At 43.8% G+C, this 25453-nt stretch carries 24 protein-coding genes; 12 read left to right on the forward strand and 12 right to left on the reverse strand.

The window, feature by feature from the left end:
- Nucleotides 1-12 precede the first annotated feature (12 nt).
- Entirely contained in the window at nucleotides 13-510 is a 498-nt protein-coding gene (locus JMX83_RS00175) for a hypothetical protein (protein ID WP_201597903.1), read from the forward strand.
- A 141-nt stretch (nucleotides 511-651) separates the two neighbouring features.
- Entirely contained in the window at nucleotides 652-1173 is a 522-nt protein-coding gene (locus JMX83_RS00180; RefSeq protein WP_201597906.1) for a cytochrome b, read from the forward strand.
- A gap of 147 nt (nucleotides 1174-1320) precedes the next feature.
- Here JMX83_RS00180 and minE read toward each other — a convergent pair whose 3' ends face one another.
- The 5 genes from minE to JMX83_RS00205 all read right to left on the reverse strand — a co-directional run bounded on the left by minE (nucleotide 1321) and on the right by JMX83_RS00205 (nucleotide 6140).
- The gene (gene minE / locus JMX83_RS00185; protein ID WP_201597908.1) at nucleotides 1321-1611 is read right to left on the reverse strand and encodes a cell division topological specificity factor MinE; all 291 of its coding nucleotides are present in this window, start codon (nucleotides 1609-1611) and stop codon (nucleotides 1321-1323) included.
- Nucleotides 1612-1613: 2 nt separating this feature from the next.
- Nucleotides 1614-2426: a septum site-determining protein MinD gene (gene minD / locus JMX83_RS00190; protein ID WP_058025481.1), complete on the reverse strand. Its 813-nt coding sequence runs from the start codon at nucleotides 2424-2426 to the stop codon at nucleotides 1614-1616.
- A 414-nt stretch (nucleotides 2427-2840) separates the two neighbouring features.
- Nucleotides 2841-3668 (reverse strand): septum site-determining protein MinC, encoded by an 828-nt coding sequence (minC, locus tag JMX83_RS00195; RefSeq protein WP_201597910.1) that lies wholly within the window; start codon nucleotides 3666-3668, stop codon nucleotides 2841-2843.
- Nucleotides 3669-3744: 76 nt separating this feature from the next.
- Nucleotides 3745-4836: a hypothetical protein gene (locus tag JMX83_RS00200; RefSeq protein WP_227675644.1), complete on the reverse strand. Its 1092-nt coding sequence runs from the start codon at nucleotides 4834-4836 to the stop codon at nucleotides 3745-3747.
- A 326-nt stretch (nucleotides 4837-5162) separates the two neighbouring features.
- Nucleotides 5163-6140, reverse strand: coding sequence for an acyltransferase (locus JMX83_RS00205; RefSeq protein ID WP_201597915.1), 978 nt, complete (start codon nucleotides 6138-6140; stop codon nucleotides 5163-5165).
- A 451-nt stretch (nucleotides 6141-6591) separates the two neighbouring features.
- Between JMX83_RS00205 and JMX83_RS00210 the strand changes: the two genes are divergently transcribed.
- From JMX83_RS00210 to JMX83_RS00240, 7 genes are all read left to right on the forward strand, one after another.
- Nucleotides 6592-7248, forward strand: coding sequence for an OmpA family protein (locus tag JMX83_RS00210; protein ID WP_201597918.1), 657 nt, complete (start codon nucleotides 6592-6594; stop codon nucleotides 7246-7248).
- Between the two features lie 426 nt (nucleotides 7249-7674).
- A complete protein-coding gene (locus tag JMX83_RS00215) occupies nucleotides 7675-9132 on the forward strand; it encodes an imelysin family protein (protein ID WP_201597921.1) in 1458 nt (485 codons plus the stop codon).
- A 255-nt stretch (nucleotides 9133-9387) separates the two neighbouring features.
- Nucleotides 9388-11037, forward strand: coding sequence for a di-heme oxidoreductase family protein (locus JMX83_RS00220; RefSeq protein ID WP_201597924.1), 1650 nt, complete (start codon nucleotides 9388-9390; stop codon nucleotides 11035-11037).
- A gap of 83 nt (nucleotides 11038-11120) precedes the next feature.
- Nucleotides 11121-12272 (forward strand): imelysin family protein, encoded by a 1152-nt coding sequence (locus JMX83_RS00225; RefSeq protein ID WP_201597927.1) that lies wholly within the window; start codon nucleotides 11121-11123, stop codon nucleotides 12270-12272.
- A gap of 9 nt (nucleotides 12273-12281) precedes the next feature.
- Entirely contained in the window at nucleotides 12282-13829 is a 1548-nt protein-coding gene (locus JMX83_RS00230) for a DUF1513 domain-containing protein (protein ID WP_227675645.1), read from the forward strand.
- A 157-nt stretch (nucleotides 13830-13986) separates the two neighbouring features.
- A complete protein-coding gene (locus JMX83_RS00235; protein WP_201597932.1) occupies nucleotides 13987-14526 on the forward strand; it encodes a M48 family metallopeptidase in 540 nt (179 codons plus the stop codon).
- A 106-nt stretch (nucleotides 14527-14632) separates the two neighbouring features.
- Complete coding sequence (locus JMX83_RS00240) at nucleotides 14633-15235, forward strand: methyltransferase domain-containing protein (RefSeq protein WP_201597934.1); 603 nt, start codon at nucleotides 14633-14635, stop codon at nucleotides 15233-15235.
- Here JMX83_RS00240 and JMX83_RS00245 read toward each other — a convergent pair.
- Together JMX83_RS00245 and JMX83_RS00250 are read right to left on the reverse strand one after the other, a co-directional pair.
- Complete coding sequence (locus JMX83_RS00245) at nucleotides 15213-15884, reverse strand: HD domain-containing protein (RefSeq protein ID WP_201597936.1); 672 nt, start codon at nucleotides 15882-15884, stop codon at nucleotides 15213-15215. The genes JMX83_RS00240 and JMX83_RS00245 overlap by 23 nt on opposite strands.
- 40 nt (nucleotides 15885-15924) lie before the next feature.
- A complete protein-coding gene (locus JMX83_RS00250) occupies nucleotides 15925-16836 on the reverse strand; it encodes a hydrogen peroxide-inducible genes activator (protein ID WP_101206008.1) in 912 nt (303 codons plus the stop codon).
- 268 nt (nucleotides 16837-17104) lie between these two features.
- On the opposite strand from JMX83_RS00250, the gene ahpC reads away from it, so the two are divergent.
- Nucleotides 17105-17671, forward strand: coding sequence for an alkyl hydroperoxide reductase subunit C (ahpC, locus tag JMX83_RS00255; RefSeq protein ID WP_057761534.1), 567 nt, complete (start codon nucleotides 17105-17107; stop codon nucleotides 17669-17671).
- Nucleotides 17672-17837: 166 nt separating this feature from the next.
- Here ahpC and JMX83_RS00260 read toward each other — a convergent pair whose 3' ends face one another.
- Nucleotides 17838-18086, reverse strand: coding sequence for a YdcH family protein (locus tag JMX83_RS00260; RefSeq protein WP_201597938.1), 249 nt, complete (start codon nucleotides 18084-18086; stop codon nucleotides 17838-17840).
- Between the two features lie 361 nt (nucleotides 18087-18447).
- Here JMX83_RS00260 and ahpF point away from each other — a divergent pair, with 361 nt between their 5' ends.
- Both ahpF and JMX83_RS00270 read left to right on the forward strand, forming a co-directional pair.
- Nucleotides 18448-20025, forward strand: a complete 1578-nt coding sequence (ahpF, locus tag JMX83_RS00265) for an alkyl hydroperoxide reductase subunit F (RefSeq protein ID WP_201597940.1) — start codon at nucleotides 18448-18450, stop codon at nucleotides 20023-20025.
- A 263-nt stretch (nucleotides 20026-20288) separates the two neighbouring features.
- A complete protein-coding gene (locus JMX83_RS00270) occupies nucleotides 20289-21737 on the forward strand; it encodes an alanine/glycine:cation symporter family protein (protein ID WP_201597942.1) in 1449 nt (482 codons plus the stop codon).
- Between the two features lie 73 nt (nucleotides 21738-21810).
- Here the strand turns inward: JMX83_RS00270 and JMX83_RS00275 are convergent, their stop codons facing one another.
- The 4 genes from JMX83_RS00275 to JMX83_RS00290 all read right to left on the reverse strand — a co-directional run bounded on the left by JMX83_RS00275 (nucleotide 21811) and on the right by JMX83_RS00290 (nucleotide 25413).
- Nucleotides 21811-22560, reverse strand: coding sequence for a glutathione S-transferase family protein (locus JMX83_RS00275; RefSeq protein WP_201597944.1), 750 nt, complete (start codon nucleotides 22558-22560; stop codon nucleotides 21811-21813).
- Nucleotides 22561-22743: 183 nt separating this feature from the next.
- Nucleotides 22744-23076, reverse strand: coding sequence for a TIGR01244 family sulfur transferase (locus JMX83_RS00280; RefSeq protein ID WP_071003008.1), 333 nt, complete (start codon nucleotides 23074-23076; stop codon nucleotides 22744-22746).
- A 74-nt stretch (nucleotides 23077-23150) separates the two neighbouring features.
- Nucleotides 23151-23477, reverse strand: coding sequence for a beta-lactamase hydrolase domain-containing protein (locus JMX83_RS00285; RefSeq protein ID WP_201597946.1), 327 nt, complete (start codon nucleotides 23475-23477; stop codon nucleotides 23151-23153).
- A gap of 226 nt (nucleotides 23478-23703) precedes the next feature.
- The gene (locus JMX83_RS00290; RefSeq protein ID WP_201597949.1) at nucleotides 23704-25413 is read right to left on the reverse strand and encodes a SulP family inorganic anion transporter; all 1710 of its coding nucleotides are present in this window, start codon (nucleotides 25411-25413) and stop codon (nucleotides 23704-23706) included.
- Nucleotides 25414-25453: the final 40 nt, after the last annotated feature.

Genomic DNA, 25453 nt, shown 5'->3' on the forward strand with positions numbered 1-25453 from the left:
TGTGAGCGACGTATGAAACAAATTTTGAAACACTCATTTGAAGCGGTAAGTTTACTGACCACGAATAATGGTATGCTTGATGTGACTATCGTGCCAGCATCTAACCAACCTGATTGGATCATTCCGAGCAGTTTGATTTTGAGCGTCGAGGATTATCAAGAGCGTATATCCACGTATCAGTGGCAAGAGCAAAATCTTGCTGTCTTTCACTTGTTACCGCAAGATAGAACACCAGAGAAAATCATCATACTAGAGGGTAACACCACTGAGCATCGATTTGCTTTGCAAACGGCAGGTGAGCTGCGCCAATTACAAGCTCGTATTTCTGACGTCAAAGATACAGAGCTTCCCGAGCAGTTTGTAGATACTGGTGTTGATAAAATAGAAGGGCAGTCTGACGAAAACGTTGTGCTCTCTTATCTGTATCAGACTGTTATGATTGACGACAATGTTTATTTGGTACCAGATTTAGACAAAATTGCGCATCATTTGGTTAATTTAGATAACTAGATTCTCGTCTAAGTTTCAGTTATGCTTCACCTCATAGGTAGTATCCGAGCAATGCTGATTACTTTTTGTTATTGAATGAGTTGCTGTCCTATATATAATATCAATTATAAATAATGCTTAATAAAAACTATAGAGCCGCTCATGAATAATTCTAATGTATCAAAATGGTCGCTCAGCAGTCGTATATTTCATTGGATCAGTGCAGTTTTATTGTTGATCACATGGGTAATGATATTGCTGTATGAAAATCTCGATAGCAATCTATATATCGGATTTCACAAAGCGTTTGGGGTAAGCTTGTTGTTTTGGATGATTGCGCGAGTTATCAACCGCGTCTTTACCAAAGCGCCACCGTCTATACCAATGCCAAAATGGCAATCGATGGTCTCTAAGTTGTCGCATTTTGCTCTTTATGCCATTCTGATCGCTATGCCACTTGCTGGTTTATTGATGACGGTATATGGTGGTCGTCCTGTCGATATCTTTGGTTTATTCCAAATACCCGTGTTTGTGACTCCTGATAGGAGTTTGGCACGCTTTTATAATGATTTACATACTGATATTATTTGGCCGATGATTATCGGTTTTACAGCGCTCCATATTGGTGCTGCCTTGTATCATCAGTTTATCAAAAAAGACAATTTAATATCGCGTATGAAATGATCTGCCATTGATCAATGCTCGGATGCTATATACATACATCACGCCGTACCAATAAACTTAAAGATGCAAAAAAGCCCTAAGTACATTACTTAGGGCTTTTTAAGTGATAAATGACAGTGCTTACGGTCTAAAGGTCTGATTACAAATTTACTTTTTGTGTTCAGGTAAATTGATGTTCATCTCTAATACATCCAAGCTATCTTCCGAGCGATGATTGATATTGACATCATCAATCTGCACGCCATTCACATATTTGTTGACCACTTCTAAGATTTCACGCTTCATTTTTTCGATACGATCAACCGTTAGGCGGTTATTTAGACGATTTTCGCTAGCTACGATAACCTTGAGACGTTCGGTAGCTAGATTGGCACTGCCTGCGCTACTGCTATCGTCAGTACCAAATAGGCTACTCCAAAATCCTTTTTTCTTAGTCATCATTAACCCCCAAACCAGCGCTGTAGTAAACTCTTTTTCTTCACATCAATATGACGTAGTGGACGCTCTTCGCCTAAGAAACGGGCGACGATATCATCATAACATTGACCAGCAACAGAGTCGGTATAATGAATAACAGGCTCACCGTGGTTCGATGCTTCGAGCACAGAATGGCTCTCAGGCACAACGCCGAGCAATGGTACTTTTAGAATATCATTAGAAATAGTATCGATGTCCATCATCTCATTCGCAGCAGCACGTTCTGCATTGTAACGAGTGATGACCAAATGCTCACGTACAGAGCCTAGGTTTTCTTCAACTTTTTTCGTTTGACTTTGCAAAATACCGATGATGCGATCCGAGTCACGTACTGAAGAGATTTCAGGATTGGTAACAATGATGGCTTCGTCAGCGTGATACATGGCCAACTGTGCACCGCGCTCGATACCAGCAGGTGAGTCACAGATGATATAGTCAAACTGTTTAGACAGCTCAGTCATGACCTCTGCGACACCTTCGTCTGTCAGTGCGTCTTTATCACGCGTCTGACTAGCAGGAAGGATATACAGGTTTTCAAGCTGTTTGTCTTTGACAAGTGCTTGTGACAAGCGTGCGCTACCGGTAATGACATCAACGAAATCATAAACAATTCGGTTTTCACAACCCATGATCAAGTCTAGATTACGTAGACCTACATCAAAATCAATTACAACCGTTTTATAGCCACGCAATGCTAAACCAGCGGCAAAAGAGGCACTTGTCGTGGTTTTGCCCACACCGCCTTTACCTGAAGTGATTACAACTATCTTCGCCACAATGGCACACTCCTATGAATCAATGGGATATCTTTTATATAAATAGCACAATTGCATGGTATTTATCTACTAACTATATATGTACTATCTGCGAAGCTAGCCTAGCATAAATATACAAGGATTTATAGCAAGTCTATATTAAAGCAGAAAAACAACTGAGATATGAGCTATAAAAGGCTTTTGCTTATAAATTGCACAGTTAACAGCGATAATTTTTAGCCGTTTGATAGCTATTTAAATATAAGGCAAATAACGTCAAAACCAACACTTAATAATAGCTCAATTGTAACGATTAATTTGATATATCTTGTTTTATTTATCTGACACAGCAGCTTATATAATTAAGGCTTACCTTACCCAGTTTACTTTACTAGACAATCACCTAACCGTTTATTATTTTTAACCGAGTAATCGTTAAGCTTCATCCATCACGATAAATACTAGGCCTTCACCTTCCACAAACTTGACTTGCACCGGTTTGTCTATCACGTGATCTGGCAGATTGTCTCGTAAGCAATACGTCCCAGCAACGGAAACCAATGAAGGGTTGAAAACTTGGCAAAAAATGCGGGCATCTTTGTCGCCCGTTGCACCTGCAACCAAGCGACCTTGCGCACGCCCATAGACATGCAGGCTATTGTCGGTGATTGCCTCAGCACCATTGTTGACACTGTTGGTCAAAATCAAGTCGCCGCCAACATGGTTTAAGCTTTGTCCTGAGCGCAGCATTTGGTCATAGATTAGGCTGGTTATATGCTGAGCACTTAATAATGTCTCATCTGGAAGACTAGAGATGGTAGTTTCAGTGGCAGGTATATTTGCCGCACTCTCGGTGCTAGTAGCGTTGGCTGATTCTGTGCCATTATCTTCTTTGGGTTTATTGGACGGTGTAGGGGCTGTTTTGCTAGGTACGATACGTTCGATACGTTTACCATCTGCTGGAAATATGGCCAAACGTTGCTCGCGCGCTTGATCATCAAGTAGGCCTGTCACCACACCGATAGGTTGCAGCCCCCATGACCATAATAACTCTACTAAGGCGGATAAATCTTGCTCGACCGCGCTGTCGATAAGGATTGGGATATTACTGGATTTGTTGCTCAGCGTTTCAGCAAGTTGGGCTTCAATAGCACCTAGATCACTGGTATTGAACTGTAAACGTGAAAAAGTTAGCATCTTGCCATATAGGGCTAAGGCTGGTGCTGCGCTTGCAGTCTGATTATTATTGTCTGAAACTGTCATATATAAACCCTTAAAAATAATTCTATCACTGTATTCACGGTGTCATTTTTATTATCGTGTCATGTTAGTAGACATACTATAGATTTAGCATGTCTTGGTGTTTCCATTGCTGTACTTTTACTTGTGCTTCAAATGCAGTCAAACTGTCATCAATGATACTCGAAATCAATGTATCAAGCGCAGTATTATCGGTATCTATTTGGGCGATACCACTGGCAATAGCGACCATCAATGAGTCGAGGCGCTCAGGGTCAAGCAGGCGCTTATTTAACGCATAAACAACATTTTCACCAATATTATGTCCGACATGCTGTAGCTGCGATTCAATCAAATGACCAGCGATGGGTATCATACGCAAATAGCGTCGTAGCTCAGGAGTATTGGCTAAGCCTTCTTCAATGGCGTTGCCCATGTCGCTAGCCAACATGCTGCCGCCACCTGATGAGGCAGTCAGCTCCTGCAATTTTGGCGCAAGCTCGGAGCGAAGGATAGATAATACGGCCGCTTCAATCTCGGCACGGTTACGTGTGATGGCTGATTCAATAAATGATTTGTGCGTTTCAGGATTGGTCAATTCCTGTCTAAAGTTTTGGATAGTCGTCAAGATGACACGATCCGATAGCTCTTCTAGTAGTAGGTCAATATAGAACTTGATACGGTTGATCCATGGCTGCGGCAGTACTTGATAGCCAAGCTGGTACAACCGACGCCCGATAACGACTGCCCTAAATAACCGTAACAAACGCAGTTGCGGAAAACAGCCCAAGACTTCATACCAATGGACAAAAGGGAAGAAAAACCAGCGATAGTAAAATTTTTCTTTGATTGCAATCGCCCAGCGTAACAGCAGCTCACTAACCAAAAATATAGTAAAAAACCCACCAGCGGTACGTAACGGCTCATGCAAGGTAGCCTGATACCAGTTGAGCCCCTCGCTGACTGACAGCCATTGTGCAGCATTACTACTAAAATCGCTCATCAGTACCGCGTCAATACTGATCAGTAATAAATCAATACTGATGGCGATGATCATTACGATGTCGTAAGTGAGCTTTAGGCGACTTGGCTGCGGGCGATCCGGTCTTGGCGGCTCACTGGTTGCAAGATGAGGCGAAACCGGTGCGGTCGTAAGAGGCGGGCTAGGAGGAGGAGAGGCGGGCACAGTCATACCTTATAAGTGATAAATGGTACAAAAAATGAGTAAATTTCTAATGAGTATTCAAAAATAACCATCGAAAATTTATGAGTTCATGATTAGTCACATTATCAATGAATAAGGCTAAAAAACAACCCATCTGCGATTAAAATTTACGCATAATAATTTATAACCTATAAAGCGAGCATCGCAAATAAAATGCTCGCTTATTATTATCAGTATTTTTTTGGTCGATTACTCCATAACTCATTGCGAGTACTGCTCGCTTTTATAGCTTATTTTGCTATGATTTATTGTTCCTGTATACAACGTATTTGATACTTGATAAAGGGAGCACTTTAGCAAATGTCTTGAGCATTAGGACTGGTTTCAGGGCTTGTCTCAAAATCAGCCAGCATGTCAGTGATACGCTGATCTTTTTGACGCCAGATGTGTTCAACCCAGTCAAACATTTGCGCTTTTATTTCTTCATTATTTTCGTAGCCGCCCTGCTTAATTCCCTCAAACAACGCATCTGGTATATCGATATATCTTAGATCCACACCCAGACGTTTGATATTGCCTTTCCACAGGTCACTATAGCTTGGTACACCGTCAGGATAGACGATGGTCACATCCAGTATGCCATCAATGTCCTCGCCTAGAGCGTTAATCGCAAGGGATAAGCCGCCAGCTCGTGGTTTTAGCAAGTGCGTATAAGGAGACTGCTGTTTGGCGTGTTTGGCTTTGGTAAAGCGGGTGCCTTCTAGATAGTTTAGCAAGGTGAATGGCTTGTCTTTTAAAAGGGCACAGGCACGCTTGGCCTCTTCGATATCTTTACCTTTGAGTGCAGGGTTTTTGGCGATGGCTTCTTTAGAGTGCCTGCGCATCATGGGGAAATCTAAAAAGTAAAAAGCTTGCCCAACGATAGGAATATAGATCAGCTCAAACTTAGTAAAAAAACGCGTCAATGGCAGGCGCTTTTCGCCAATATACTGCACGATGCTGGTATCGACCCAAGATTGATGGTTGCTGACCAGAAGGTATTTACCATCGATACGAATATCATCTGGTAAGCTGATACGCCAGTCTTTACGAGGCAGCATGTCATCGATTAGGGCACTATTGCTGCTGATCCAATAAGTCGCGATTTTGATGACCGCTTTATCTGCGATAGGCGCACCCGTAATGACCTTGCCGACACCCATTAACCACAAAGGAATACTACCACCGAAGCTATTGGCTGCAATGACGCCTGTTGCCGTGGCTAGAGAAACAGCTTTGCCCAGTTTAGGCGTGCGTTTATGTAGATTTCGAATGGTGGATGTCAGTCGCATGCTTGATCCTCTTGGTTCCGTTTAATTAATTAAGTAAGCCATATATTTCACAAGTCGATGTGTTCAAATATTGCCAAAACTGCTCATATGATTGATGATCAATAATCCAGTGAACTAAGCGCTAATCATAGAAAAGTTACTGGTTAATCCCTGATAAAGCGGTCATTTGACGATGAGCAATTTGGTGACATAATTTTAGCAGAAACGTTTCGCAGTGTACGAGTGTAAACGTGACTAGTGATAGCAAGGAACAGCTATTGGATAGTTTAAATGCTAAGAAATACCGCAAAGTTAATCTGCACTTCTCATACATAGGTGTGACAAAATATTACACAGAGTTAGATTGTAATTGCCATAATAATGACGAAAGTAAATAAGTACTTAATAAGATTAACGGACAATCTTGATAAAGCACGATTTATAATATTTTTAAACTTATAGAGGAAATATCATGCGTAATACATTATTAATTGCAGCAGTAGCATCAGGTCTAGCACTTAGTGGTTGTACGACTGATCCAAACACTGGACAGCAACGTTTGAACAAAGCGGCTCTAGGCGGTTTGGTTGGTGCAGCAGGTGGCGCAACTATCTCAAAAGCAACAGGCGGTGACAAAACTGGCCGTGATGCTGCTATCGGTGCTGCACTTGGTGCTGGCGTTGGTTACTACATGGAGCGTCAAGCTCGTCAGCTTGAGCAGCAAATGGCTGGTACAGGCGTGACTGTTAATCAAAACCCAACCACTGGTAACATTGATCTTGTTATGCCAGGTAGCATCACTTTCTCGTTTGATGATGCAACACTTAACTCATCATTCAAGCCAACGCTAGATAAGCTTGCTTCAACCATGAACCAGTATAACCAGAACACAATCACGATTGCTGGTCACACTGATAGCCAAGGTTCAGCATCTTACAACATGGGTCTGTCACGTGATCGTGCTTACTCAGTTGCTAACTACCTAACTGCTCGCGGTGTTGCTTCTAACCGTATCAACGTAGTCGCTTATGGCGAGTCACGTCCAGTTGCTACTAACAACACTGAATCTGGTCGTCAGCAAAACCGCCGTGTTGAGCTAACGGTTAATGCACCACAAAGCGTAAACTAATCGACAGTTCCATATAACTGTTTGGTAGGTGCGAATGATTTTTACGCCCCTATCTAGCAAAAAGAGTCAGCAATATGCTGGCTCTTTTTTTATGCGTTAAATTTTGATTGATCAAACTCGATAGTTAGAAGAGTGCGAGTATAATGTCTGCTGTCTCAAACAGAATAGTACTCGTTTAGCGTTTGATAACATTTTATAAAATCGTCATAAAGATTAATGATTATTAATATAAAATTAAGTATTGATAATGATTATCAATAACACTATAATTTGTTAGTGTTTTATTACTGAATAGTTACAAGCTTGATAATATGCGATAAGCATAAATATACGAAATCAAATCAGCTGATTAAGGCGTGATTTGATAATCGATATGATGGAAGCCATTTAACCAAAACGAATTTTACTATCTCTTTGAGGATTTGTATGACGATTACCACAGAAACACGCCGTAAGATTTTACCAACTACTTTAGCTGTTGCACTTGCAGGATTGTTAATGGTATCGGGCTGTACCAAAAAAACCGAAGAAGACACTGCTGCTACTGAGACGCAGACAGAGGTTGTAAGCACAGAAACAGGCGACAATACAGATATATCAGCTGCCGAAAAAGCACATATTGATAGACTGATGATCAGCTATGCAAACATGGCACACGCCGCTTACAAAGACTCGCTAGATACTGCTAAGACATTACAAGCAGCGGTAGATACCTATGTTGCGACGCCAACTCAAGCCAACCTTGATGCGGCAAAAGCTGCCTATAAAGCTGCGCGCCAGCCGTACTCACAGACGGAAATTTTCCGTTTTGATGAAGGGTTTGTGACGGCAAATGATAAGCGTGCTATCAATAGCATCGATAGCTGGGAAGGTCAGATCAATGCTTGGCCACTGGATGAAGCGCTGATTGATTATGTCAGTGATGACTATCAAGGCGAATACAACAGTCAAGAAAATATCATCAATAGCGACAGCATTACGGTCGGTAGTACCAAGCAAGATACCAGCACAATTACACCTGAACTGCTTGCAGAAATGAATGAGATCGGTGGTAGCGAAGCCAATGTAACGACTGGCTACCATGCGATTGAGTTTATGCTATGGGGTCAAGACACCAATGGCGTAAAAGAAGGCGCGGGTAATCGCCCAGTCACCGACTATATGACAGAAGCTGGACAATGTACCAGCGGGGATACGGTCAATGAAGATGCCAGTATTTGTGAGCGCCGTGGTGAGTTTTTAAAAGCCGCTACTCAACTACTGGTAGATGATTTGACTGCGATGGAAGCTCAGTGGCAGCCTGATACCGAAAATACTTTACGCAGTGATTTGATGGCGCGTAAATATGACAATGGCCTGCGTCAGATTATGTACCAAATGGGCAGTTTAGCCTTGGGTGAGTTGGCCTCTGAGCGTATGCAGGTCGCTTTTGTCACAGGGTCTACCGAAGATGAGCACGAATGCTTTAGTGACTTGACGCATCTGAGCTATGCCAATAATGCCCGCGGTATTCAAAACGTCTTTAATGGTAGCTACCAGACAGTCGCTGGTAAAACAGTCGGTGGCTATGGTATTAAAGACTATCTCGTTGACAGCGGTCATGTAGAGGAAGCTGACAAATTGGCTGCTGACTTTAGCAAAGTCGAAGGTGCATTCAACGTCATCGTTGAAAAGGGTGAGAAAGAAGACATCAAAATTGACCAAATGATTGCAACGGTTGGTCAAGCAAGTCAAGAAGGTGTCTCTGCTGAAGAACAAAATATCCGTCGCGGCTGGGTAGAGGCAGGTATTAATAGCTTGCAAGAGCTGACCGCTGGTATCGAAAACGCCGCAAAAGCCGTTGGTATTGATAATCTTGATGCAGATGCAGGATCACAGTTTTAAGCGCATTTTTGATGATTAAAGGCTTTTTATTATATTCATCATACTGAGTCAACTTATTATTAAGTAACAAGGCTCACTTTTATAAAATATAGATTGGATCTCATATATACGTTGTCGATTACGGTCGGCAACGTATTTTTGCAAGTATCAAAATAGGCCGATAGGTCGGTGTTCCGAACCAATATGTCGATGACTAGATATGTAATCGTCATCGGCTTTTATGGTTCTACTCTAAAACCAAGGCATTTAATTTTTATGAAAGCCATTTATACCAAATCCTCTGCTTTTCCTTTCTCCTCTAGCATAATACAAAATTTGCCATCCAAACTTGCACTTATGATGATGGGGACGGTGGCACTGAGCGCATGTCAACCGGCTGATAGCGTGTCAAATGAGACTTCGGATAATGAGAGCGTCGCAAGCACCAAGGAAAAAGCTCAACCGCTCACCTCTGAACGTGCCGAAAATATAGAAGCACTGGCTGGCGTGCCGATGCAGCAACTGATCAGCTTTGATCCGCAAGAGATCAAGCAGGGTGGCGACTCTGGTATCAGTATTACCAGTGCTGAAAGCTACTCTAAGCCTTCATCGAACCTGACGGCGTCGCGTAAGGGCTCGTTTTTCATTGGTAATGCATTCTTTAAGCAGCCTTGGGTCGTCGCTCCTGCCAGTACCGACAGTCGAGATGGGCTTGGTGCGCTATTTAATGTTGCCGCTTGTCAGTCTTGCCATATCAAAGATGGTCGCGGTCATGCGCCCATGTCGGCCGATGATGACGCAGACAGTTTATTGCTTCGTCTATCGATGCCAGCAACGACAGATGAGCAGCGACAACAGCTACAGGACTCGCTGATTGAAAAGGTCGTCCACCCCATGTATGGCGGGCAACTGCAAGACCGCGGTATTCAGGGTGTACCTGCTGAAGCCAGAATTGCGGTGCAGTGGACAGATAAGCCAGTCACCTTTGCTGATGGGCATGTTGAGACGCTACGTGCGCCAACTTTTAATTTGACTAACTCAGGTTATGGCGCTTTTGACGACGCAATGATGGTATCACCGCGAGTGGCGCTCCCGATGATTGGGCTTGGGCTACTAGAGCAAATACCTGATGATGATATTAAGAAACAGGCAGGCAATAAGAGTAATAGCGACATTAGTGGTAAGTTCAATTGGGTAATGGATCCACAGACTGGCAAACGTGCGCTTGGACGTTTTGGCTGGAAAGCCGGTCAAACCAAACTGATTACTCAAAATCAAAGTGCCTTTAACGAAGACATGGGTTTGACGTCAAACATTCGTCCTCATGAATCCTGTATGCCGACACAGACCGCCTGCTTAAATGCGACAACAGGCGCTGATGAGCAAGGCAATGGCAAACCGCCTGTGGAAGTGAATGATGATGTTGCCAAGTTTGTGGAGTTTTATACCCGTAACTTAGCGGTGCCCCATCGCCGCAATGCGGATAATGAGCTTGTGCTGGCGGGCAAAAAGCGATTTTATAACATGGGCTGTCAAAGCTGCCATACACCAAGATATCAGTTGCCAAAAACTGACGATGATCATCTTGAGCAGCATGGACAAGTGATTTATCCTTATACAGATTTGCTATTGCACGACATGGGTGATGCTCTCGCTGATCGTACCATCGCGGGTAAGCTACCACCAAAAGACGCTCAAGTTGAGTTTTTAGCCAATTCTTATGAATGGCGCACGCCCGCACTTTGGGGCGTTGGACTTGCACAAACGGTTGATCCACAAGCGACGTTTTTACATGATGGACGCGCTCGTACGCTGATGGAAGCGGTCCTTTGGCACGGCGGAGAAGCCGAAAAGCAACAGCAACAAGTATTGAAATTAGACAAGCAAGGTCGCGCCGAGCTAAATGCGTTTCTAAAGTCGCTATAATAAGGTCACTGTAATACAGTCACCATGATAAAGTCAGCATAAAAACGCTATAAATTACTACCTATAACATTACCGAGAAATCTATGAAAATAAATCACGCTTTGGCGATGGCGCTATCTGCATTGAGTGCCGGGCTGCTGATCAGCTGTGTCAAACCTGCGGACGACAACAAATCTGCAGAAGTGGATAGTCAAGAAGTTGCACAGAACAACTCGACTACTGACAGCTCAGCAGAAAGCAGTAAGGAAAGCACTGCGCAGATCGTTGCGGTAGATATCAGTCCTGAGACTCAAAAAACGTATTTGACGCATGTGGCAGATGATATAGTGATTCCTGCGTATGCTGATGCAGCAAAGCAAAGTGATCTGTTAAATGAATTGGCGCAGAAACATTGTCAGCAAGCACCCGTCAGTGGCGATGAGCTACAAGCATTACGTGCGCAGTGGCTAGTATTGGCACAAGCATGGTCGAGTGCTGAGATGATTAATTTTGGTCCTGCGACTGCCAGTATGAGCAATCTGTACATCAATTATTATCCTGATGAGCGCGGACTCGTACATAGCGGCGTGGCTGACTTGATTGCTGCCAATCCAACCCTAACGCCAGAGCAGCTCGAGGGCGAGAGCGCTATCGTACAAGGCGTGCCAGGATTGGAAGAAGCCTTATTTGCCAATGAGAGCTTGAATGCTGGTCAATGTGCTTACGTGATTAGTGCCAGTAGTGCCTTGAGCACACGCCTAAAGGACATCGAAAAAAACTGGCAGCAAAACGCGACTGAGTTATTGGCGATAGATCAAACAGCTGAGAGCGATCAAGGCTTAAATCAATGGATCAACTCTCTACTGTCATTGGTTGAGACCATGAAATCTAACGCCATTGATCAGCCACTCGGTCTAACGGGTAAAGCAAAAGGTCATTTACCAGCTGCTACCGCTGGTCAAAGCCGCGCTATTATCAATGCAAAACTAGATGCCATCAATAAAGCCATGACGGATCCCGTATTGACGGCGATTCTTAGCAGCAATGATGAGAGCACAGTGGCTAACAATCTATCGACGGCATTGGCTGACACCACGACCCTATTGGCACAAATGCCAGAAGATTTATCAAACGTAGATAAAGACGATCAGCAGGCGCTATATGACCATCTCACTACCGTCACTCGCTTGATTAAACGCGAGTTAATCCCAGCTCTCGGTATCCGAGTGGGCTTTAATAGCACCGATGGCGATTAAGTGATGTTTATGACTAAAGGCAATACGATGTCAGATGATGAGCGTCATGACAGATCATATGAGCCAAAAGCCAGTTCAGTAAGCCGTGAGCTCCTGACGACCTCACTGCTCACGGCAGTCGGCACCGCGGCTTTGGTCGGTATTCACCATCGTTATCGTAAGCAGCAGCATCCAGATGCCAGTCTAAAAGATTATGTGGCGGGTATGCGAGCGCAGTTACAAGCATTGCAATCGGCCACTGGGTCAACGCCAAACCTCAAACGTTTTCGCTATGCTTGTCAGCAAGTAGCGGTGACATGGCAGCAGGCTTATCATCAAGCGATAGATGATAATAAGAGTGACATTCTTGATCTTACTGCTATGCATACGACGACGTTGCTGGCACGACCTGTTCGCTGGGTCAGCGGTGTCGCATCTATGCCAAAAAATACCGCTTCATTGAATCAAAATGAGCATGATTTTGGCGTGGTAGGTATCGATGCCGATAGACAGCTCGTTTGGCAGACGACCATGCCTGAGCGTGTCCACGACATCGTTGTTCAGCCTGTACCTGTTACTGTACTGGATGCCCAAGCTCAGCATAGCAATGTCGAACAAAGACGCGATGTCGTTGTGATGGGGCGCCGTCCAAGCGAAAGGTTCTGGGTACTTAATACGTCAAATGGGCAAGTACAGCATGCGATTACAGCTGATGTAAACCGTCATTTTTATGGTCATGCTTGTTATAGCTTAGATGGGAAGTTGCTCTACGTAACTGAAAATGACACAGTTAGTCTGGCAGGTAAAATTGGTATTTATGATGCTAACGATGCTTATAAAAAAGTAGCAGAGTTTGACTCCTATGGTATCGGGCCGCATGAACTGATTATGCATCCTGATAGCGAAACACTAGTAATTGCAAATGGAGGCATCAAGACTGAGCAGGCCTCACGTGAAGAGTTAAATTTAGATACTATGCGACCATCGCTGGTCTACCTGAATCGTCATGATGGCACACTGCTTGAGCAAGTGACTCCCGAGCATAATCAGATGAGTATACGCCATTTAGCGATGCACAATAATGGCACTGTCATGATCGGTATTCAGTTCCAAGGCGAAAAGCACATCAATGTACCGTTGGTACTGACTCACCAGCGCGGTGATGTCAGCTTTACGCCCCTGACTATGCCGAATAATCAATGGCAACGTTTTCACCAATATATCGCAAGCGTAGCCGTCGATAGCGACCGTAATTTGCTCTGTGTGACCACTCCGATTGGGGGCTGTGCAGCGATTTATGATTTGCACACTCGTGAATTGATTGACGATGTGAGTTTGCCAGATTGTGCAGGGGCATCCGTCCTATCCAGTGCTAGTAGCTCAGCTAACAAAGTCGACAATTCCATCGAGTCATCAGGATTTATCGTGAGTGATGGGCAAGGGCAGTTAACAGCGTTAAGAGTAAGTGTTTCTTCAGAAGTTAAATTAGACGCAAACGATGCTGAACAACATGCTCGTATTATAAAGGATAGTAAGTTGCATATGATGTCCTTTGATAACCATTTGCAAGCGTTATAGTACATAGCCATCGGTACAGTTATTGTCATTGAGGAGATAAAGCATTAGCTTAGACACCAATTTAGATACTGTTAGAGAGCAGCTCGCACAGGCAAGCATTGAGCTGCACATCAGCAAAAAGCGTGTCAAAAATATCAATTTTCGCTTAAAGCCTTATATGTTGATGGTCTCTACACCGATGCATGTCAGTACATCACAAATGTTACATGCTGTGGCTAAGCGGGTGCCGTGGGCTATTGAACATCATCATCAAGTATTAGAGCAATACAAACGTAGACAGAGTATGTCGTCTGACATTTCAGCTGATAATAATTCAGTTTTATTATGGGGTACAGCGCAATCATTTACGCTAAGCCCTGATAAAAAAATCACCTACTATCGCCAGCAGCTCTCCGATGTCATGCCGTCGCTATTTGAGAAATGGCAGCCAATCGTTGGTGCTTACGCCAATGAGATACGATTAAAAAAAATGCACACACGCTGGGGCAGTTGCAACACGCGTGCAAAGCGAATTTGGCTATCCGTTTATCTTCCTGCCTATCCTATCGAATGCACCGAATATGTCATCGTCCATGAACTGTGCCATTTGCATCATGCCAACCATAGCCGTGCGTTTTGGCAAACGGTTGCAATCGCGATGCCAGATTATCAGCAATGGCATAACATATTGGCGGGTAAGACAGGTCAGTTGGATTAAACATGTCATCTAAATAATGTAGATAATTTCAACAAGCCTGATATGATAAGAAATAACGATATAAATTGTGTCGTTTAAATAATAGTTTTATATACAGGGATGTCATATGGAAAACGTCAACCAAGCTGAGTTTTGGCAGGAGCGTTATGAGAAAAACAGTATCGGCTGGGATATGGGGCAAGTATCGCCACCTCTCAAAGCTTATATTGATCAGCTACCTCAAAGCGTCAAAAATCAGGCGATATTGGTAGCAGGTGCTGGTAATGCCTATGAAGTAGGCTACTTATATGAGCAAGGGTTTACCAATGTCACGTTGGTCGATTTTGCGCCTGCACCGATTGAGGCGTTTGCAGCGCGCTATCCTGATTTCTCATCTGAGCAGTTAATTTGTGCGGATTTTTTTAGTTTGTCAGCTGAGCAGTGTCAATTTGATTGGATACTTGAGCAGACGTTTTTTTGTGCGATCAATCCATCGCGACGTGATGAATACGTGCAACAGATGGCAATGCTGTTAAAGCCACAAGGTAAACTGGTTGGGTTGTTGTTTGACACGGATTTTGGACGCAAAGAGCCACCATTCGGCGGCAGCAAAGAAGAGTACCAGCAGCGTTTTCAAAGTCATTTTGATATCGATATTATGGAGCCCAGCTATAATTCACATCCAGCACGGCAGGGTAGTGAGCTATTTATAAAGCTGCGAGCGAAGTAAGCTCGCGCTTGATATTATCTCGAGCTTGTGTTTCCAACTGATTGTAGTAATGGTCAGTTAGATAAAGCTTGGGATGTGCTAGTAATCCTTGCAACACTGCAGTGCGCCCATCACGGTAGTTGTCAGCGGCAACATGCTTATATTCTTGACGTATCGCCTTTGCATATTGCTCATATGCAGGCCAAGGCGTACCCAAGATACTCAAATCCATATCTAACAGATATGCCGCATCACTGTATTTTTCACTGTCTATCAATACATCTATCTGATGATTAGCCGTCATCATAATGAGAGCGTAGATCTGCTGGCATTGCTCTGTGCTTAGATAAGGGCTCAAAACATCTGTCGCAAACTCAGCACTTTTTAGCTCGTTGTCGGAGCGTGCTGGGTCGTATATTACATCATGATAGTACAGTGCTAATGCAATGATATGCGGCTCAGACAGAAACTGCTTAATATTCTCAAACTGTACCAATAACTGCTCAATGTGATTGAGTGTATGGTAAGCACGTTGTGGTTCGCCGTAGCGCGTCACGATATCTTGCCAAAGCCTATCTATTTGCTTTGGCAGGATATCGCTGGTCATAGCTGACAAATGCTGTGCAAAGCACTTGCCAAGCTCATCATGCTTATTTGAGACAGTTTTCATATGTCATTTTTTCACTATGACCGTGGTAAAAATGGTTTGATTATTCTTTGTTAGCCACTGCGTCTTTAAATGCTTTATTAAACACCTCACCAAGCAAGCTAACATCATCGACACGCGCATAGTTCAGACGGGTGACAAAGGCAATATGGCGATGCGGCCCGTCTTCAGCCAATGGTATGGCGACGGCATTCTGGTTTTGCAGGTGTAGCTGATCGAGCGCCATTTCAGGCACTAGCGTTGTGCCCATATTGGCAAGTGCCATTTGAATCAAAGTGTTTAAACTGGCATCTGAGAAGCTTGATTTCATTTGTGCGCGGTCGAAATGACAAACAGACAGGGTCTGGTCAGTTAGGCAGTGTCCTTCACCAAGTAGCATGAGGTTGGCAGTTGCCAGTTCGTCAGCATTGATGGTCTCAAGCTTGGCATGTATGTCATCTTTTGGAAATACAGCAAAGAAGTCTTCACTCCAAAACTCAAAACTGTGTAGCCCATCTACCGCATAAGGTAGCGCAATAATAGCGGTGTCGATATGACCGTAGCGTACCTGTTCAAGCAAACGCTCTGTCTGTTGTTCGACGATGGTCATACGGAACTCTGGATATTGTGCACGCAGCGCAGGCAGTACTTTTGGCAGCAAATAAGGCGCAATCGTCGGAATGATACCGACAGTCATGGGATAGGCGAGCGGCGTCTGATGGCTATGAGCACGCGTGGTCAAATCGCTGACCTCAGAAAACACTCGCTGCGCCCGTGTGAGGATGTCTTGACCGATAGGGGTAATCAATACCTGTTTATTGTTGCGCTCAAAAATCTGAGTATCTAGCTGTTTTTCTAATTCTGCGATACCCAAACTTAGTGCAGATTGCGAGATATTGCAATCTTCAGCCGCACGTTTAAAATGACGATGTTTGGCGACGGCTAGGGCAAACTCAAGTTGTCGTAAAGTAATCATAAAACCTCTCTGTTAGTGGGTTTTTAATGCAATTTATTATGTTTGGTCAACCTTTATAAGGTAGCAAATTACCAATTAAGCACCAATGATAAAATGTAGAGATAATAGTTTAACAAGTTTAATAAAACAAAACATCATATTAAAAACTTTTAACTGGATTAACCGTAGAATTCGCGTATAGTTTGTCAGGTAGCCCAGAGAGCTAGAGGGCTAATTGAAAAAACCATATAAATAATTTCCAATTTACTTAACTATAGAGGAGCCAACCATGGCGTCTATCATCAATCAAGAAATCCCAGAATTTTCAGCAGATGCATACGTAAACGGTGAGTTCAAAACCATCACTTCAGAAGACGTAAAAGGCAACTGGGCGATTTTCCTATTTTACCCAGCTGATTTCACGTTCGTTTGCCCAACTGAGCTAGAAGACATGGCCGCTCATTATGACGAGCTAAAAGGTCTTGGTGTTGAAGTATACTCAGTATCTACTGACACGCATTTCACGCACAAAGCATGGCATGATTCTTCAGAAGCTATCGGTAAAGTACAATACCCAATGATCGGTGATCCTACTGGTAAAATCACTCGCGGCTTTAATGTTATGATTGAAGAAGCAGGTTTGGCTGAGCGCGGTACGTTCTTAGTAGATCCTGATGGCTTGATCCAAGTAGCAGAAATCCACGCTGGGGGTATTGGCCGTAGCGCAAAAGACATGCTACGTAAAGTAAAAGCAGCTCAGTATGTTCGTGAAAACGACGGCGAAGTTTGCCCAGCAGCTTGGGAACAAGGCGGCGATACACTTAAGCCAAGTCTTGACCTAGTTGGTAAAATCTAAGTAGCTATTTCATCCCTTAGATAAAGTAGTGCTGAATTTCATACTTCTATGGGAATCAGTTCTACAAATAAAGACCCCATTAACTGATGTTGATGGGGTCTTTTTATGGCGCTAGCTACAATCTTATGAGTCTTATTTGTTGATCATAAGCGTAGTAGGCGTAGTATCAGGCGCGAGATTGTTCTTTATTTTTATCAATAATCTTATAAATCTCGTCTTTGAGATATAATTTACGCCGTTTCATTTGTTCTATTTCTTCTTCACGGCTGGCATGCTTGACTAGATCTTTTTCGAGGTAATTAATCTTTTGGTCAAGCTCGGTATGTTCATCAAAAATACTCGCAAAATGACTGTCTTTGAGCTTAAGTTCGGCAATAATATCTCTATTATCGTGGAAAGTATCTGTTTTTCTCATGTGTTCATCCTTGTCATGAAACGCAAGCTTGTCACAAGCAGTGCGTATTGTTTTAAAAAGACGGCTTAACTTAAGAACTATTCTCGATTGTAGCGAAAAAATAATCCAGTTACTATCGCTATTATCCACCAGTGTATTTGTATTTAATTAATTAAACCTATTAACGATTGGTTTTATAAAACTTAAGGTTTGAGTTTCTCAGCTTGCCCAAATGCTGTGAACACCTGATAATAGGGTCATTCAAGAGCGAAAGTTCGATATATACAATGTTTTTTATAAAATTATTAAGTGTAAGAATTTCATATTTAGGCGTGCAGCATGACAGTTGCCGTTACATATTCAGTCATAATGAGGAACAAACATGATAGATCAGAATTTATTAGACGCAGTTAAGACATATAGCGAAAACATGACGCGCCCGATTACTTTTGTATTGGGTAGCGGTGAGCACAACAAACGCGCTGAACTCATTGATTTTTTGACCAAGATTGCTGGTACAACTGTCAAAATTAACTTCGATGCAGAAGCGACTGATGACAGCCTGCCAAGCGCGATTAGTTTTAAAGTAGTCAGTCATATCGATGGAGAGGCTGCTGACACAGGTATCGTATTCAGTGGTATTCCTGGTGGTCATGAATTTACCTCATTGATTCTAGCCATTTTGCAAGCGGGTGGTCATACGCTAAAATTGGATGACGGTATCCAAAAGCTGGTCAAGCGCTTTAATAAGCCATTACAGTTCCAGACCTATGTGTCATTATCGTGCCATAGCTGCCCAGAAGTGGTTCAGGCGTTGAACCAATTTGCGCTACTAAACGATGGTATCAGCAATGAGATGATCGATGGCGCGCTATTCCAAGAGCAAGTAGAAGCAAACAAAATCCAAGGTGTACCGGCAGTATTCTTGAACGGAAAGCCGTTTGCCAATGGGTTAATCGACACCGCAAAACTGATTGGAAAGTTACAAGAGCAGTTCCCAGATCTATTGTCAGACGTAGAAGATGACGCTGAGCAATTAGAGCAGCAAGATGTCACTATCATTGGTGCAGGTCCTGCAGGCGTGGCAGCAGCTATTTATACTGCGCGTAAAGGTCTGAAAGTGACCATGGTCGCTGATCGTATCGGTGGACAGGTCAAAGACACACAGGACATCGAAAACTTAATCTCTGTGCCTTTAACCAATGGTACTGATTTATCGACTAATTTCGTTAAGCACTTGTCTGAGTACAATATCACGCTAAAAGAGCATGTAAGTGTGAAAGATATCGGCGAGACAGAAGAAGAAAACTACAGCATCAACCTAAATACCGGTGAGACGTTTGAGACTCGTAGTATTATCTTGGCGACAGGTGCCCAGTGGCGTAAGCTTGGCGTACCAGGCGAAGAAGAAAATATCGGTAAAGGCGTGGCGTTTTGTGCCCACTGCGACGGTCCCTTCTTTAAAGGTAAAGATATCTCAGTCATCGGCGGTGGTAACTCAGGCGTTGAGGCCGCGCTAGATTTGGCAGGTATCGTCAAGCACGTCACGGTTTTAGAGTTCGCTGATGAGTTAAAAGCAGACCAAGTATTGATCAATAAAGCCAAAGAAAAATCTAATATTGAATTCATCACTGGTGCTGCGACACAAGAGATCAAGGCGACTGATGGCAAAGTATCGTCTATCGTCTATCAAGATCGCAGCACAGGCGAGACACATGAGCGTGATTTATCAGGTGTGTTTGTACAAATCGGTCTCGTACCAAACACTGAATTTGTCAAAGGCTTTGTCGATTTAAACCGCTTCGGCGAGATTGAGATTGATGAGCGCTGCCGTACAGATCGCAAAGGTATCTTTGCTTGCGGTGACGTGACCACCGTACCATTCAAGCAGATTAATATTGCGATGGGTGAGGGTAGTAAAGCGGCATTGTCAGCGTTCGAATATTTGGTTATGCAGTAAGTTTTAGTATCAGAATTAGTCTCAGAAGAAAAAGCCACCTTAATTGAGGTGGCTTTTTTTTGCGTTTTATAGGAATTTTTCTATAGAATAGCGCCTAAAGTTTAAAAACCAGTCATTTTGATGAGTGAATAAAGCAATTTCTCTCGAAAAATGTCATCATTTACGTTACAAATGCGCCATTTTCGTTACAAATACGGGTCTTAGATGCGATAATAAGCCCAATAAAACCTATCATAGCGTCATGAACTATAAGGAAAATAGGCATGGAATATATAGAATCTTTTTTTGCCCTAGTCGGGGATCTAACGTGGGGCTGGGCACTCGTGCCTATGTTAATTATTTTTGGTTTATTATTTACCATTGTGGGCAGGTTCGCTCAGTTTACATATTTTAAACGTATGTTCCGTGTGTTTAAGACGGATGAAGTAGGAGACGATGGCATTTCTGCCCGTCAGGCGTTGCTCGTGTCGATCGGTGGGCGTGTTGGTGGTGGTAACATTGCTGGTGTTGCCGTTGCGATCTCTTTGGGTGGTCCCGGTGCGGTTTTTTGGATGTGGGTTGTGGCCCTCATCGGCATGATGACCAGTATTGTCGAATGTAGCTTGGCTCAGCTTTACAAGCGTAGAGACAATGATGGTAATTTTCGCGGCGGCCCTGCAACCTATATCTTACATGGTCTAGGTAAAGATTATCGCTGGCTCGCTGTCATTTATGCGATCTCGCTACTACTGTCTTTCTCTATTGGTTTTGTGGCGTTCCAAGGCAATACGGTAGCAGGTTCTGCGCTTGAGAGTTTCGGTATTGATCGCTGGATATCAGGTGCGGTACTGGTGGTTGCAGGCGGATTTATTGTTTTTGGCGGTATCCAGCGCATTGCAAAGGTCGCTGACGTTGTCATTCCTGTGATGGCGTTGATTTACATTGGTATGGCACTAATTATCATCGTGCTGAATATCACTGAACTGCCTGCATTGATGGCAATGATTGTCAAAAATGCATTCGGCATTGAATCTGTCGTCGGCGGCGGTATCGGTGTGGCGATTGAGCAAGGCATGAAGCGTGGTCTGTTCTCTAATGAGGCAGGTTTGGGTTCTGCGCCTAACATTGCCGCCACTGCTTATGCCACGCATCCAGTTAGTCAAGGTATCTCACAGTCACTATCAGTATTTATCGATACGATTGTTGTGTGTAGTGCTACGGCATTTATGATTTTACTCAGCGGCGTTTATCAGCCAGGTGCCGAAGTTGATGGTATTGTACTGGCGCAGCAAGCGCTCACCGCTCAGCTGGGTGATTGGTCACAGTACGTGTTAACCATCTCGCTATTATTGTTTGCATTAAGCTCGATCATGTATAACTACTACATGGGCGAAAATGCGATTAACTTCTTAGTTAAGAAGAATATTAAAGCAGCGACCCTGGTATTACGCATTGTGGTGATTGCGATCTTGTTCTTGGGCGCGGTAGCACCTGCGGCAACCACTGTCTTCTTCTTCGCTGATCCATTGATGGGCGTACTCGCACTAGCCAACTTACTGGCCTTGATTATGCTGTTCCCACGTGCCAAGCGCTTACTTGACGATTTTGCCCGTCAATTAAAATCAGGCGTCAAAGAGCCATTATTCGATGCACAAGAGTATGAGAAATTAGATCTCGATCTGAGTGCATGGGGCAAAAAAGCAGTCAAAGAGGCGTTAGAGCAAAAACAGTAAAACGTTATATTCGAAGTCTTATCAAACAAAAAACCACTTTAGCCAAGCTGAAGTGGTTTTTTTGTGGAAGGTATTATTTAGCTGACAAAACACCCGATAACGAGACAATCTCACCCGCTTCATCTTCTTCAATCATCCGTGTCTCTTGCAGTGCTGCTTGAATCCAAGCCTTGATATGCGGGTTATTCAGCATGGTCTGACAATATTGCTTAGTCAATGGTTGCAAGGTGATATTGGACGCATCAGCATAGGTTTGTAATCGCAGTACCACTGGGGCGAAAAAAACATCAGCTGCTGTGAAATGTCCAAACAAATAACTGTCTTCTGAATGTCCCTTTAAGCAATCGGCAAAAATAGCCTCAAGCCGAGCAATGTCTGCTAAGCACGCCTCACTTGGGTGTATTTTAGCAGTCGCTCTGATATTCATCGGCATCTCATTACGAATACCTGATAATCCTGAATGCATCTCAGCAATGATGCTTTGGCAATAAGCGCTATTTATTTTACTTTGGATGCCATGTTGGGTGCTGGTGTCAGATTTGCTGATACCCGTCCAAATATTGATATCCGTAAAATACTCATTAATATGCATCGCAATAGCTAATGTATCCCAAACAGTGACTTTTTCATCGTCTTCACCGTAGACCAATACAGGGACTTTTCCTGTTGGTGAATGCGCCTCAAGTATTGGGCGTGCTGAGGGATCAAACAATTCAATCAGCTGCTCGTCAAAGTCAACGTTAAATGCTTTTAGCAATAGCCAAGCGCGTAGCGACCAAGAGGAGTAGTTCTTATTGCCGATAATCAATAGTGGTTTTTGCATCGTACAGTCCTATAAAGCCATGTCTATAAAATTTTATTATGTACTCAATATTGAGAGTTAACCAGTCTATAACTTGCGTGATATCTCTATCATTTAAATGATATTCCAAAAAAAGCCCATCCAATATATGGACAGGCATTTTTAATTTTAAGTAGTAGGGGATTTTGTTAATTTGACAAAAGACTAGTCATCTAACAAATCCATTTGCTTGGCGGCTTCATAGATACCATTTGAGCGGTTACCTGTACGGCAAAAGATAAGCATTGGTTGCTCAGCTTGATTAAAGAAATCTGCAAATGCTTCGACATGCTGCTGCGTCAAGCCATTACCTGAGAATGAAATCTCTTTATAAGCAAGTCCTGCTTCTTTAGCAGCGGCTTCAATCTCTGCACTGGTTGGCTGATTTGGCTCTTCACCATCAGGACGATTGTTGATAATGGTTTTAAAGCCGTTTTCGGCAATCATAGGCACTTGGTCAGGGGTGATCTGTCCGGTAAAGCTAACTTCATGGCTCATGGGAGCTCCTTTTTTTATTGGTTCAGTTGGTGGTATAAAATGCATTTATGATTGAGCCAAAGCGAGCAATATGACTATAGCAAGCCTTGCATCAATGCGCTTTGATACAGCAGCTTGGCTCGCGCGCCCGTACCGCAAAACATCAATATGGGTTTTGGCATTGAATGGTAAAAGTCAGCAAACTGCTCTACGGTCAGCATACTCAAGCGCTCATCATCAAATGGCAGATGATGATAGGTTAGGTTTGCTTCCTTCGTGGCAATCGCTAAATCGCAGCTGTTGGGCTGTGTCTCGATCTCAGCGTCTGGACGTATATTGAGCACTGAGCGATAGCCAAGCTCGGCAATTTTGATACATTGGCTTGGATAAATTTGCTTATAAATCGTTATGTCATCAGTCATAAATAGCTTCAGTTATCGTTGTTAATATATATTTATTATTGAGGTCTTGGCAGAGATTATCAAAATGGGGTCAAGCACTGTTGAGAATGAAAAAATAGGGTGATATGTGTTTATGTCTCATTAGCCTCTGTTCAGTCAATCTAGCATAACACAGGCTCTATCATAGCGATATTGTGCGATAGACAACAGTAACGATTGAAAGTGTGGTACAAAAATAATGACGCAGCTATCTATCCTTTAGAGCATCGACGGCATCTAACGTACTGAGATAGACCTGCCCTGACAGCTCGCTAATGAGCGGGGTCTGGCCGATGATATCCATGACAGGGCCCTTAATAAAGCTAAAATGTAAGCGCTTGTTTTGCAGCGCAAGTTCTTTATTTAAGGTACTGAGCATCTCTTGTGCCGTCAGATCGATATGATTGACGGCGGCCATGATCAAAACAATTTCCTGCGCTGCTGGATATTGCTGCATGGCATTTAGAATACGGCGGTGTACCGATTCACTATTACCAAAAAACAGACTCTCATCGATACGTAGCATCAATAAATTATCAAAAGTCACTACATCGTGACGATTGATATTGCGAAAGTGTCCTGTACCACCTAGCTGTCCCACGATGGCGACATGTGGCTTACTTGATTGCCAGATGAGACTGGCGAATGACACCATTAGGCCAATGACCAAACCTGTATTGAGCCCAAATATAAGCACACCGACGAACGCAGCCAAAAAGCTAGCACCATCCAAGCGATCACGCTGCCAAGCAGACTTTAAGGTCGCAATATCTATCAGACCAATGATAGAAGCCATAATGGTTGCACCGAGTAGTGCATAAGGCAAGGGTGCGAGTGCATTACTAAAGGCAATCAGCGCGGCAATCATTACCAGCACCGTCACAAGGCTGGCAAGCGGTGTCTTTGCACCTGAATCGGCATTGATCGCCGTGCGAGAAAAGCCACCTGCGACCGCAAAGCTCTGAAACAGCCCGCCAGATAGATTGGCAAGACCAAGACCCGTCAGCTCATGGTTGGCATCGAAGCTCTCACCACGCAAGCGTGCGTAAGTACTGGCAACGGAACTGCTAGAAACAAAGACGATCAGTGCCATCAATCCTGCAGTCGGCAAGAGCTTGAGCGCTTCCTGTAGATCGGTCATATGCGGTAGCGTAAAGCTGGGTAAACCTTGTGGAATACTACCAATGGTCGCAACCCCTAGCGAGTCCCAGTGCAATAGCATACTCAGAACGATAGCAATACCCAGTAAAACCAGTGGAAATAAACGTTCGGCCCATTTGGCATACGATGATGACAGCCACGTTCGCCATACCCATTGACTCGCATAGCGGTTAGCGACCAACAGCGAAAACGCGATAATACCAATCACTAACGTTAGCGGATGCACCTGACTGGCATAGTGCTGCATGGTAGATAAATAGCCAACCAAGCTGCTACCAGCAATAGGAATCGCCATCAGATACTTTAGCTGACTGACAAAGATAAGTACTGCCGCGCCGCTCACAAAACCTGCTGAGACGCCGCGACTGATAAACTGCATAATCCAGCCAAGCTTTAACCGCCCTGCAATCCACAGCAGTGCGCCTACCATCAATGCCAATAAACTCGCCATCAGAGCATACTGCTCTGTGCCTTGCTCAGCATAAGGCAGTAGACCACTGGCCGTCATAATAGCGGTGATAGCGACGGGCCCGACGGCTTGTACGTTGCTAGAACCCAGCCAAGCATAGACGAGCACAGGCACGATCGCAGAATACAGACCATACACGGGCGGTAGACCAGCAAGGACTGCATAGCCTAGGCTCTGCGGTATCACCAGTACGCCCACCACCAGTCCTGCGACAAGATCGGTCGGTAACGCTGTGAGCTGGTATTGGCGCAGCCAAGTAGGAATCAGACGAGCAGCGATAGAAGACATATCAATACATCACCAAGATAGAAAGCAGCTTAAAACAGTC

The sequence above is a fragment of the Psychrobacter piscatorii genome (assembly GCF_904846415.1).
Taxonomy (GTDB): domain Bacteria; phylum Pseudomonadota; class Gammaproteobacteria; order Pseudomonadales; family Moraxellaceae; genus Psychrobacter; species Psychrobacter piscatorii.